The 11,186-nt window shown below is 63.5% G+C and carries 12 protein-coding genes; 7 read left to right on the plus strand and 5 right to left on the minus strand.

Features of this window, described 5'->3' with window-relative positions:
* Positions 1–122: 122 nt before the first annotated feature.
* Both surE and V6M52_RS12125 read left to right on the plus strand, forming a co-directional pair.
* Positions 123–890, plus strand: coding sequence for a 5'/3'-nucleotidase SurE (gene surE, locus V6M52_RS12120; RefSeq protein ID WP_332701209.1), 768 nt, complete (start codon positions 123–125; stop codon positions 888–890).
* 190 nt (positions 891–1,080) lie between these two features.
* On the plus strand, positions 1,081–2,328 hold the full coding sequence (locus V6M52_RS12125; protein ID WP_332701210.1) for a peptidoglycan DD-metalloendopeptidase family protein: 1,248 nt from the start codon (positions 1,081–1,083) through the stop codon (positions 2,326–2,328).
* Positions 2,329–2,519: 191 nt separating this feature from the next.
* Here V6M52_RS12125 and V6M52_RS12130 read toward each other — a convergent pair whose 3' ends face one another.
* Positions 2,520–3,398 carry an ATP-binding protein gene (locus V6M52_RS12130; protein WP_332701211.1) on the minus strand — a complete coding sequence of 293 codons (879 nt, stop codon included), beginning with the start codon at positions 3,396–3,398 and terminating at the stop codon, positions 2,520–2,522.
* A 205-nt stretch (positions 3,399–3,603) separates the two neighbouring features.
* Between V6M52_RS12130 and yajC the strand changes: the two genes are divergently transcribed.
* The 4 genes from yajC to V6M52_RS12150 all read left to right on the plus strand — a co-directional run bounded on the left by yajC (position 3,604) and on the right by V6M52_RS12150 (position 7,807).
* Positions 3,604–3,954: a preprotein translocase subunit YajC gene (gene yajC, locus V6M52_RS12135; RefSeq protein ID WP_332690273.1), complete on the plus strand. Its 351-nt coding sequence runs from the start codon at positions 3,604–3,606 to the stop codon at positions 3,952–3,954.
* Between the two features lie 64 nt (positions 3,955–4,018).
* Positions 4,019–6,565, plus strand: coding sequence for a protein translocase subunit SecD (gene secD / locus V6M52_RS12140; RefSeq protein ID WP_332701212.1), 2,547 nt, complete (start codon positions 4,019–4,021; stop codon positions 6,563–6,565).
* A 3-nt stretch (positions 6,566–6,568) separates the two neighbouring features.
* Complete coding sequence (locus tag V6M52_RS12145; RefSeq protein WP_332690279.1) at positions 6,569–6,961, plus strand: Mth938-like domain-containing protein; 393 nt, start codon at positions 6,569–6,571, stop codon at positions 6,959–6,961.
* On the plus strand, positions 6,962–7,807 hold the full coding sequence (locus V6M52_RS12150) for a phytoene/squalene synthase family protein (protein ID WP_332701213.1): 846 nt from the start codon (positions 6,962–6,964) through the stop codon (positions 7,805–7,807).
* On the opposite strand, the gene V6M52_RS12155 is transcribed toward V6M52_RS12150, so the two are convergent.
* Together V6M52_RS12155 and trmFO are read right to left on the minus strand one after the other, a co-directional pair.
* Positions 7,804–8,256 carry a YiiD C-terminal domain-containing protein gene (locus V6M52_RS12155; RefSeq protein WP_332690285.1) on the minus strand — a complete coding sequence of 151 codons (453 nt, stop codon included), beginning with the start codon at positions 8,254–8,256 and terminating at the stop codon, positions 7,804–7,806. The two genes, V6M52_RS12150 and V6M52_RS12155, sit on opposite strands and share 4 nt — an antisense overlap.
* Complete coding sequence (gene trmFO, locus V6M52_RS12160; RefSeq protein WP_332701214.1) at positions 8,253–9,638, minus strand: methylenetetrahydrofolate--tRNA-(uracil(54)-C(5))-methyltransferase (FADH(2)-oxidizing) TrmFO; 1,386 nt, start codon at positions 9,636–9,638, stop codon at positions 8,253–8,255. Before trmFO ends, V6M52_RS12155 begins: the two co-directional genes overlap by 4 nt.
* 94 nt (positions 9,639–9,732) lie before the next feature.
* Between trmFO and V6M52_RS12165 the strand changes: the two genes are divergently transcribed.
* Positions 9,733–10,386, plus strand: a complete 654-nt coding sequence (locus V6M52_RS12165; protein ID WP_332701215.1) for a glutathione S-transferase family protein — start codon at positions 9,733–9,735, stop codon at positions 10,384–10,386.
* Positions 10,387–10,475: 89 nt separating this feature from the next.
* Here V6M52_RS12165 and V6M52_RS12170 read toward each other — a convergent pair whose 3' ends face one another.
* Together V6M52_RS12170 and V6M52_RS12175 are read right to left on the minus strand one after the other, a co-directional pair.
* Positions 10,476–10,625: a DUF1127 domain-containing protein gene (locus tag V6M52_RS12170; protein ID WP_332690294.1), complete on the minus strand. Its 150-nt coding sequence runs from the start codon at positions 10,623–10,625 to the stop codon at positions 10,476–10,478.
* Positions 10,626–10,823: 198 nt separating this feature from the next.
* Positions 10,824–10,976: a hypothetical protein gene (locus V6M52_RS12175; RefSeq protein ID WP_332690297.1), complete on the minus strand. Its 153-nt coding sequence runs from the start codon at positions 10,974–10,976 to the stop codon at positions 10,824–10,826.
* Positions 10,977–11,186: the final 210 nt, after the last annotated feature.

The raw sequence follows: 11,186 nt of genomic DNA on the forward strand, positions 1-11,186 counted from the left end.
ACGGCCGTCGGCCGGTGCCTGATCGCCGTGATGGAAAACTACCAGCAGGAAGACGGCTCCGTCCTCGTGCCCGACGTGCTCCAGCCCTATATGGGCGGCCTCAAGTCCATCGGCGGCCGTTGATGGGCCTGCGCATCCTCATCACCAATGACGATGGTGTGGATGCACCGGGCATCGCCATCATGGCCGACATTGCCAGCGCGCTGAGCGACGACGTCTGGATCGTCGCGCCCGATGGCAACCAGTCGGGGGCAGGGCACCGCTTCACCCTTGGCCGCGAGCTGCATTTCGAGCGGCACAGCGAACGCACCTATGCCGTAGTGGGCGGCTCCCCCGCCGACTGCGTCGTCGCCGGCATGACCCACCTGCTTGGTGATAGACCCGCCGATGTAGTGCTTTCCGGCGTCAATGCCGGCCAGAATCTGGGCGACATCATCAACTGCTCGGGCACGGCGGCCGGCGCACGGGAAGGCGCCCTGCAAGGCGCCATCGGCATCGCCATGAGCCAGGGCATCAATTACGAGCATGGCCGTGACGTGAACTGGTCCAATTCCGTCCGCCACGGCGTCGCCGTCGCGCGCGCCATCATTGCTGCCGCGCAGGGGCGCGAGCATTACTACAATGTCAACTTTCCCTTCTGCGACCCGGACACCACCAAGGGTATCGCCGTCGTGGCGCACCAGCGCTTTTCGCACTCGCCCTTCCGCTACTATCCCAGCGACAATGACGGCAAGTTTTTCGTCGCCATCCCCGAAACCCCGATGCCGCTCGACCGCGGAGCCGATTTCGAGGTCATGCGCAGGGACGGCTATGTCACGGTGACCCCGATGCTGCTGCAGCAGACCGACACCATGCTCGTCGAACGGCTACGCGGCACGCTGCTGCTCTAGCAACCGGGCCATCATTCGCCCTCTTGCGGGCCGCAGGTGGGCAGAATTGTGGACCCTCCGTCCCTTAACCTTACCCAACCCGGAATCTGCCCCCTACGATTTTGCTCAAATCGCATCGACCTTAAACTCGTCTTTACCTTACCGGCCTAGTCTCGAATTTGTGTTGAGTACCTGCGTACGAGTATAGCTGATGAGTATCCGCGTATCCCGTCGGGCGCCCAAAGGTGCCATTGCGATGGTTGGCCTGGTCGCCACCACCGTTGCACTGTCTGGGTGTTCCAGTCTCGGTAGCCGGACGTTCGGCGATCCGACGACCACCGGCTCGCTCCCCCAAAGCGCTCCCGCAAGCTACAGCCAGCCCATGCCCTCCAGCCTCGGCGCGCCGCAGGCCATGACGGCAGAGAGCCAGTTCCTGCCGCCCGCCAATGTCGGTGGCGGCTGGAACAGCCAGCCCACCGCCCAGCCCGCCTGGAATTCATCGGTGCAGGCCGGATATACCGCGCCCATGGCGCCGGTCGGTACGGCCAGTGCCGCTCCGTCCATCCAGTCCCAAGACCTTCCAGTACTGCGTAACCCGTCTTCCCAGGGATCCCTGTCCGCCATGCAAGCACAGCCCGCACTCGCCTCGGCCCCGATGCCGTCCCCTGCCGTTCTCGGCGGCCTGCCTACCAACAGTTCCGTGCCCTCGCTCGCTTCGGCAGCGCCGGCCATGCCGGGTGCAGCCACCAATGGCTTTACCCACACCATCGCCAGCGGCGAGTCGCTCTATACGATCGCCCGCCGCTATGAAGTGACGACCCAGGCCCTCGTACAGGCCAACAATCTCTCCTCCCCCGACAAGATCGTGGTTGGGCAGAAGGTGATCATTCCGGGTCGCGCCGACCTGCTTGCCACCAAGGCGCCGACCCAGGTCGCCAGCGCAACGCCGATGGCCGCGCCGGCTCCAGCCCAGCAGACCCTGCCTGCAGCAGCGCCGAACACGCTTCAGGCAGCGACCGCGCCCGCTGCGACTCCCGTCGCCGCGCCGGTACAGATTGCCAGCGTTCCGGCCGCCGAGCCCGCCATGTCGGGCAGCGACAAGTTCCGCTGGCCCGCCAGCGGCCGCGTCCTGGTCGATTTCGCCTCCTCCAAGGGTACCGGCATCAATATCGAAGTGCCTGAAGGCTCGACGGTGAAGGCCGCCGAGAATGGCACGGTGATCTATGTCGGCTCCGGCGTTGAAGGCTATGGCAATCTCGTGCTGATCCGTCACCCGAACGGGTATGTCTCCGCCTATGCCCACCTGCAGTCGATGAACGTCGCCAAGGGCGCCGTAGTCGGTCGCGGTGACTCGATCGGCGCCGCCGGCATGACTGGCTCGGTGACCAAGCCGCAGCTGCATTTCGAGCTCCGCAAGGGCGCCACCCCGGTCGATCCGCTGCCGCTTCTGGCCAGCTGAACCAGCGCACTCCGAAGCAGGGGGCTCCCACCGCAGGTGGGGGCCCTTTTTGTTTGTCGTCTGGTTTGTGCGCGATTTTTCAGTCGACACCCTCCCCCCTTGTGGGGAGGGATAAAGGGTGGGGGGCGTTTGGCCCGAATATTTGGGCTAAACCGGGTGCGGTCCTGTGGTCGTTGCAGGATATGCCTACGTCACACCGGCTTGCCCATCTCGCCCGCTAATGTCCGCACCAGCTGGATCGCCACGCGGCCCGACCGTGCCCCGCGGGTCGCCGACCATTCGATGGCCCGCGCTCGAAGCGCCTCGTCGTCGATGTCGAGGCCGTAATGGTCGGCATAGGCGCGCACCATGGTGAGAAATGTCGGCTGGTCGCAATTGTGAAAGCCCAGCCACAGCCCGAAGCGATCCGACAGCGACACTTTCTCTTCCACAGCCTCGCCCGGATTGATGGCCGTCGAGCGCTCGTTCTCGATCATGTCGCGCGGCATCAGATGGCGGCGGTTGGAGGTGGCGTAGAACAGCACATTCTCCGGCCGGCCTTCGAGCCCGCCGTCGAGAATGGTCTTGAGCGATTTGTAGCTGGTCTCGCCACTGTCGAAGCTGAGATCGTCGCAGAAGACGATGAAACGCGCATCCTCCCCGCCAATGCGCCGCATCAGGGCAGGGAGGGTCTCCAGATCCTCCCGCGCGATCTCGATGAGCACGAGCCGGTCGAAGCCTTCATCCTCCCTGGCAATGATGTCGCCATGGATGGCCTTGACCAGCGAGCTCTTGCCCATGCCCCGCGCGCCCCATAGCAGCGCATTATTGGCGCCGTGGCCGCGGGCGAATTGCTCGGTATTGCGCAGCAGGATGTCCTGCACGGCGTCGATTCCCTTGAGCATGCTCAGCGGCACGCGGCTGACATGGGGCACGGCCATCAGCCGTCCGTCATCGCCATCCCAATGATAGGCATCCGCCAGGCCGAGCACCGCCTGTGCATCCCTTGCATCGGGCGCAATAGCGCTGAGCGAGCGGGCAATTTGCCCCAGCGAGGCGGCGATTTCTGCGAGGTAGTCTTTGCTCTTCAAGGTCGTTCGTCCTCATGCTCGGCGCGGCAATTTGCGGCCCCGGAATGCCTTTGCAATCGCTAGGGGCCAAATGTATAGTCCGCCCGATTTTGTCCGGGCTGCAAGTGCAACGAGCCCCATATGCGTCCAGTAGCGTCGCAACGTTGATGCTGGTCTCTGGCGCCGCCCTCCACAAGCCAAGAAGAAACGATAGGAGCCTCGCCTTATGTTTGTAACGCCCGCTTATGCCCAGGCAGCCGGTGCAGCCCCCGCCGGTGGCATTTCCGACATCTTCATCCAGCTGATGCCGATCCTGCTGCTGGTCGTGATCTTCTGGTTCCTGATCTTCCGCCCGCAGCAGAAGCGCCTGAAGGCCCAGCAGGCCATGCTCTCGGCCATCCGTCGCGGTGACACGGTCGTGACCACTGGCGGCATTGTCGGCAAGGTGACCAAGGCTGTCGATGGCGAAGACCTCGAAGTCGAGATCGCCACGGGCGTCAAGGTGAAGCTGGTGCGCGGCATGGTGGCGGACGTGCGCACCAAGGCCGAGCCGGTCAACGATAACAAGCCTGCCTAAGCGCAGCGCCACGCCTGCTGCCGGCGCCCAAGGGCGCCGGTTCTTGTTTTCAGGATACCCCTAAATGAAGTTCTCGCCTCTTCGCACCACTCTCGTCCTGTTCGTGACCCTGTTCGGCCTGCTGTTTGCCTCGCCGAATTTTCTGCCGAAGGACTTTGTGGACAGTCTCCCCGATTGGCTGCCCAAGCAGACCATGGTGCTGGGGCTTGACCTGCAGGGTGGTTCCCACCTGCTGCTCGAGGTAGACCGCGAAGGCATTGTAACCGAGCGCTTGCGTGACCTGCGGCGCGACGCGCGCAATGTTCTCGCCAGCGACAACGGCATCGGCAATCTGATCACCACCGACGAGGCCAGCGCCTCGATTGCCATCGAACTCACCGATCCGGCGCAGAAGGCAATGGCCCAGACCGCGATCGAGGGGCTGCAGAACACCCTCAGCGACTCCCTGTTTGCCGGCATCGGTGTCAACGAACTGGTCTTTGGCGAAACTGCTGACGGCAAGCTGACCATCAGCCTCACTGACGACGGTATTGCCCAGCGCATGAGCTCGCTGGTGGCCCAATCCATCGAAGTTATCCGCAGCCGTATCGACGAACTGGGAACCACCGAACCCACCATCCAGCGCCAGGGCGATACACGCGTTCTGGTGCAGGTGCCGGGTTTCGAAGATTCCGACCGGCTCAAGTCCATCATCTCGCAGACGGCGCGCCTGACCTTTCACATGGTTTATCCCGGCATGACCGCCACGCAGGCCGAGGCCCAGGGGCTGCCGGCCGGCACCATGATCGTGCCCAGCCAGGATGGCGCTCCCGAACTGCTCTACGAAGACGTCGCCATTGGCGGCGAGTCGCTGGTTGACGCGCAGCCCAGCTACGATCAGCAGCGTGCCATGCCCGTCGTGAGCTTCCGCTTCGACACGCGAGGCGCCATCACGTTCGGCCAGATTACCGGCGCCAATGTCGGCCAGCGCTTCGCCATCGTGCTCGACAACCAGGTCATCACGGCGCCGGTCATCCAGCAGCCGATCACCGGCGGCTCGGGCCAGATCAGCGGCAGCTTCACCACGGCCAGCGCCAACGATCTGGCAGTGCTGCTGCGCGCCGGCGCGCTGCCGGCCAGCCTCGATATCGTCGAGGAACGCTCGGTCGGTCCCAGCCTCGGCGCGGACAGCGTGCGCGGCGGTGTTACTGCCGGTATCATCGGCGGCATCAGCACCGTTGCCTTCATGCTCATTGCCTATGGCACCTTTGGCGTTTTTGCCAATATCGCCCTTATTCTCAATGTCGGTCTGGTCATCGGCACGCTGTCGCTGCTGGGGGCCACGCTGACCTTGCCGGGCATTGCCGGCATCGTGCTGACCATGGGCATGGCCGTGGACGCCAACGTGCTGATCTTCGAGCGCATCCGCGAGGAAAAGGCCGCAGGACGGTCCAATATCCAGTCCATCCAGTCTGGCTTCAGCAATGCCATGAGCGCCATCCTGGATTCCAACGTCACCACCTTCATCGCAGCAGTGGTGCTGTTTTTCCTCGGTTCCGGTCCCGTGCAGGGCTTCGCCGTCACCCTGGCCATCGGTATCATCACCACCCTGTTCACGGCCTATTTCGTGACCCTGATGATCGTTACCCGCTGGTACGACTGGGTGCGCCCCAAGGCCCTCAAGGTGCAGTTGATGCACCTTGTGCCCGATGACACGAGCATCCCCTTCATGGACTGGCGCAAGATCGCCATCGTGGTCTCGGTGGTTCTGTCGGTCGCATCGATCGGCTGGTTCGGAATTCACGGCCTCAATCTGGGCATCGACTTCAAGGGCGGCACCTCGATCGAGGTTCAGCATCAGGGCGGTCCGGCGGATCCGGCATTGATCCGCAATGCGCTTGGCGAACTCAATTTGGGCGATGTGCAGGTCCAGGGATTCGGCACGCCCGAAGACGTATTGATCCGCATCGAATTGCAGGAGGGTGGTCCCGAGGCGCAACAGGCCGCTGTCGAGCAGGTTCGCGAAGCCCTCGCTGCGGAAAACTACGAGATTCGCCGCACCGAGGCCGTGAGTGGCACGGTGTCGTCCGAGCTGGCCTGGTCGAGCACCATTGGCCTGAGCCTCGCCATCCTGGCTATCCTGATCTACCTATGGTTCCGCTTCGAATGGCAGTTTGCTGTCGGCGCGGTGGTGTCGACGCTGCATGACGTCGTGCTGACGCTTGGCTTCTTTGCGGTCACGGGCATCGAGTTCAACCAATCGAGTATCGCGGCGATCCTCACCATCGTGGGCTATTCGCTCAACGATACCGTGGTGGTCTATGACCGCGTGCGCGAGTTCATGCACAAATATCGCAAGGTTCCTTTGGTGGACTTGCTCAATCGGGCCATCAACTCCACGCTCTCCCGCACGGTCCTGACCGGTCCGACGACGCTGCTGGCCCTGCTGGCGCTGGCGGTCTTCGGCGGCGAGATTATCCAGAGTTTCGTGCTCTCGATGATTTTCGGCGTGCTGGTGGGCACCTATTCCTCGATCTTCATCGCGGCGCCGATCCTCGTGAATCTTGGCCTCAAGGAGCGCGGCGACCAGAAGGCGACCCCCACGGGGTCGGTAGACAGCCCGGCAGTGTGATCGGTGAGTGATCTCATCAACGACGGACACTATCCTGAGCAGGCCGGCATTGACGCCTATGGCAATGGCGGCTTCCGTTTTGCCGGCATGTCGCATCGCGGTTCGCTGCTGTGTCTGCCGACCGGCATGTTTGCCTGGTCCGTCACAGTGCCAGGCGACATCACGATGGAATCCCTGGCGCCGGTGCTGGCCGTCGCTGATGACATCGATGTGCTGCTGATCGGAGTCGGGCCGGACATCGCTGCCATCCCGCGCGAGTTGCGCGAGGCGCTGCGAGAGCGGCGGGTCATCGTCGAGGCCATCAATACCGGCAGCGCCATCCGCACCTATAATGTCCTCCTGGCCGAGCGGCGCGCCGTCGCTGCGGCCCTCATCGCCGTCGACAAGGTGCGCTAGATGGCTGAGGCCAGCTTTGCCCATGCAGCCGATGCGCTGCGCCGAGGCGACCGCGACCGCTATCTTTCGACCCTGGTACTGACCGGCTTGCATCGCGATGCGGTGACCGCGCTCTATGCCTTCAACGCCGACGTAGCCTCGATCCGCGAGCGCGTATCCGATCCGGCGCCGGGGGAAATCCGCCTGCAATGGTGGAGCGATGCACTCGATGGCGAGGGACACGGTGCGGTGCGCCAGAACCCGGTGGCCGACGCACTGCTCGACACCATGGCGCGCTACACGATCCCGGCCGGCACGCTGCTGCGCCTGATCGGCGCGCGCCGCTTCGATCTCTATGACGACCCGATGCCCGATCTTGAGACCTTTGAAGGCTATGCCGGCGAGACGGTCTCCACCCTTTACCAGCTCGCGGCCATGATCCTCAACGATGGCGAGACCATCGAGACCGGCGACGCCGCCGGCCACCTCGGCGTTGCCCACGCCATGATCGGTCATCTGCGGGCCTTCGGTCTCGTCTCCGCCCAGGGGCGCATCATGCTGCCCTGGTCGGTCTTCGAGGCCAATGGTGTGCGCGAGGAGGAAATCTTTGCCCGAACCGAGAGCGATGGCCTGTCGGAAGCCCTGGGCCAGATTGCCGAGCTGGCTACGGCCCATCTGGACAAGGCCGAAATCGCCATTGCTGCCTTGCCCGGCCGCCTCAAGCCCGCCTTTGCCAGCATTGCGGTATTGAAGGCCCAGCTCGCCGCCCTGAACCGTCGGCAGACCAGCCTCTTCGCCCCGGTGCCTGACGATGCCGACTGGCGCAAGATTGCCCGGCTCGCCTGGTGGACGTGGCGCAACCGCTAGAGGCGGTCCTTGCCGAAGGCAACGAATTCGCCGTGGAACAGCCCGGCCCGTTGCCCCTCGCAAACAAGCTCAGCCTCCAGGGCGATACGAGCCCGGCCCTTGCGTGTCAGCATGCGGATGAAGCCATCCCAATCGGCCGTCGGCTCCAGCACAGCGGCGGCCGTGAAATCGGTCGCCATCGGCGCTAGATAGTCCATGCTGCTGCTCTGGATCACCACGCGACTGGGCAGACCGGCGGCCGTCAGCCGCAGATGCAGCAGCGACCATGCAGCAAGTGTCGCTACCGCAGCCGCGCTGCCGCCGAACACCGTGTCCCGGTGGTTGATATTGGGCGCCAGCGGCGCGCCCAGCATGATCCGGTCGTCGGCCACCGAAACCACACGCACAGCCATGGCCCGCGACAGCGGTATATGGTTATGCAGATAGGTTTCGAGCTCTGCCGCAGTCATGCCCAGGCCTGCAGATCTTCCAGCGCCCGCGAGGTGATCGCCTTGCGCTTGGCTATGGTCTTGTCATTGCCGCGCCAGCGGCCAGCGCCCTCGGGCTTGACGACGGTGACGGGGGGGAACAAGCCGAAATTGACGTTCATCGGCTGGAAGCTGCGTGCCCCGCTATAGCTCTCGGACTCGATATGGCCGCCCGTAATATGGGCAACCAGCGCGCCCAGCGCCGTCGTGTTCGGCGGCGTCGCCATCGTTTCGCCACGGGCCTCGGCGGCGGCGAGCCGGCCGGTGATCAGACCGACCGCGGCGCTTTCCACATAGCCCTCGACGCCCGTCACTTGGCCCGCGAAGCGGATGCGCGGATCAGCTTTCAGTTTAAGGTCCGGCCCCAACACTTTGGGTGAGTTGATGAAGGTATTTCGGTGCAAGCCGCCAAGTCGTGCGAACTGGGCGTTTTCCAACCCCGGGATCATGCGGAAGATGTTGGCCTGGATGCCGTAGCGCATCTTGGTCTGGAAGCCGACCATGTTCCACAGCGTGCCCAAGGCATTGTCCTGTCGCAGCTGCACGATGGCATAGCATTTGACCGTCGGATTGCGCGGATTGGTCAGGCCCACCGGCTTCATTGGCCCATGCCGCAGCGTTTCGACGCCGCGCTCGGCCATCACCTCGATCGGCAGGCACCCGTCGAAATAGGGCACCTTTTCCCAATCCTTGAACTCATGCAGCGGCGCGACCTTCAGTGCCTCGACAAAGGCGAAATACTGGTCCTTGTCCATCGGGCAGTTGAGGTAGTCGGCGCCGGTGCCCCCGGGGCCCGCCTTGTCGTAGCGCGACTGCGCCCAGACAATGTCCATATTGATGCTGTCTTTGTGCACGATCGGCGCGATCGCGTCGAAAAAGGCCAGCGCATCCTCGCCGGTCTTGGCCAGGATCGCTTCGGCAAGGGCGGGGGAGGTCAGCGGGCCGCTGGCAATGATCACATTGCGCCAGTCTTCTGGCGGCCAGCCGGCAATTTCCTCGCGGATCACCGTGATATTGGCATGGTTGTGGATCGCGCGGGTCACCGCATCGGAAAAGCCGTGCCGATCCACCGCCAGCGCGCCGCCGGCCGGCAGCTTGTGCTCGTCGGCCGCGCGCATGATCAGCGAGCCGCGGCGCCGCATTTCCTCATGCAGCAGGCCGACGGCATTCTGCTCGGCATCGTCGGAGCGAAAACTGTTGGAGCAGACCAACTCGGCAAAGCTGTCGGTGCTGTGCGCGTCGGTGCCGCGCACGCCGCGCATTTCATGCACGATGACCGTGGCGCCGGCTTCGGCTGCCTGCCATGCGGCTTCCGAGCCGGCGAGGCCGCCCCCGATGATATGAATGGGTTCTGATGTGGACATGGCGCGCAGATAGCAAGCGCGGCCCCGCGGTGCAACCAGTCTTGCGGTTCGCCGGCCGCGAACTAGCATGGCCGCCGGGATGGGGGACAATCCGTTGAGTCGAAATCTGACGCTATGGGGCCGGGCCAGTTCTGCCAATGTGCAGAAGACGCTCTGGGCATTGGAAGAACTTGGCTTGCCCTATGAGCACCGCCTCGTGGGCGGTTCCTATGGCGGGCTGGATGATCCGGCCTACCGGACTCTGAACCCCAACGGCCTGGTGCCGACCCTGCAGGATGGCGATCTGACCGTGTGGGAGAGCCACGCGACCCTACGCTATCTCGCAGCAACCCATGGTGCCGAAACGCTGTGGCGCGCCGACCCGCGCCGACGGGCGATCGTCGATCAATGGACCGACTGGACCGCCACCACCTTTCAGCCGGGCTGGCTCGCCGTGTTCTGGTTATTCGTGCGGACGCCCCGGGAGCAGCATGATGCGAAAGCCATTGCCGCTGCCCATGCCAAGACAGTCTCGGCGCTGCGCCTCCTGGATGCGAACCTCGCCGACCGGGATTTTCTGGCTGGGGATGCGCTGAGCTATGCGGATATCGCAGCCGGCGTGGCGCTCTATCGCTGGTTCACCATGGATATCGACAGACCGGCCATGCCCGGCGTCGAGAACTGGTACCTGCGGCTGCAACGGCGCGAAGCGTTCCGCAAGGTGGTGATGGTCAGTTATGCCGAACTGGTCGGCAGACTGGCCTTCTGACAATCCAAAGGGCAGATAGCAAAACAGCCGCATCTCAGAGAGAAGCGGCTGTTCGGTTTACTGGGACGCAGGCGTCTGAGCAGTAAGGCTTAGATGAGGCTGGCATGATCGCGCGCAATGCGATTGATGTCGGTGCGCGAAATGCCCAGATCGTTGAGCTGACGATTGTCGAGAGCGGCGAGCTCACGGACGGTCTGCTGGTATGCGGCCCACTTCTTGAAAGTCTTGCGGATGTCCATTTGGTAGTCTCCTTTCGTTTACGAGCCTATATTTAGGGCAGTGCTTGCCGGATGAGCAGTGGGTGATTGGTCAAACGGGTTATGCGTCCACTGCAGGGCTTCGAGCCTTATGGTTCATGTTCGGTTAAGGCTTGCGGCAAAGCAAAGGCCGCCAGGTGGACATCTGGCGGCCGACTGAACTCGGGCGGTGACAAACACTCAGCGGTCGAACAGGGACCGCGTCATCTTGGAAAAGTCGGGGCCGGTAAGCCCCAGCAGATCGGCGTCACGCGTCGACGGCACATCCATCTCACGCAACGTCTGCTTGATATCGACCAGGCGCTTGATGCGCCATACGGCACGAACGAACATTGTCGTACTCCCTTCAGGGGTATTTAGCGACGCCGCGAACATGGGATGATTTGTCGGCGTCCACCATGCCCCAAGCGTCAACGGCATTATGCGCGAGGCGCATGGCATTTTCACCAAATCGACGCATAGCGGGAAAAACCCAGCGGATAGCAGGGCTTGTGACATGACATTCGATCAGCCGTCACACTCGCCCTCAATCCGCCAGCAACA

The sequence above is a fragment of the Devosia sp. genome (genome assembly GCF_036676215.1).
In the GTDB taxonomy this organism is placed as follows: Bacteria; Pseudomonadota; Alphaproteobacteria; order Rhizobiales; family Devosiaceae; genus Devosia.

Bases quoted from the DNA above. Each gene is read 5' to 3' on its own strand.
- surE (WP_332701209.1), top strand. From the start codon at position 123: ATGGGCCTGCGCATCCTCATCACCAATGACGATGGTGTGGATGCACCG.
- V6M52_RS12125 (WP_332701210.1), top strand. From the start codon at position 1,081: ATGAGTATCCGCGTATCCCGTCGGGCGCCCAAAGGTGCCATTGCGATG.
- yajC (WP_332690273.1), top strand. From the start codon at position 3,604: ATGTTTGTAACGCCCGCTTATGCCCAGGCAGCCGGTGCAGCCCCCGCC.
- secD (WP_332701212.1), top strand. From the start codon at position 4,019: ATGAAGTTCTCGCCTCTTCGCACCACTCTCGTCCTGTTCGTGACCCTG.
- V6M52_RS12150 (WP_332701213.1), top strand. From the start codon at position 6,962: ATGGCTGAGGCCAGCTTTGCCCATGCAGCCGATGCGCTGCGCCGAGGC.
- V6M52_RS12155 (WP_332690285.1), bottom strand. From the start codon at position 8,256: ATGACTGCGGCAGAGCTCGAAACCTATCTGCATAACCATATACCGCTG.
- trmFO (WP_332701214.1), bottom strand. From the start codon at position 9,638: ATGTCCACATCAGAACCCATTCATATCATCGGGGGCGGCCTCGCCGGC.
- V6M52_RS12170 (WP_332690294.1), bottom strand. From the start codon at position 10,625: ATGGACATCCGCAAGACTTTCAAGAAGTGGGCCGCATACCAGCAGACC.
- V6M52_RS12175 (WP_332690297.1), bottom strand. From the start codon at position 10,976: ATGTTCGTTCGTGCCGTATGGCGCATCAAGCGCCTGGTCGATATCAAG.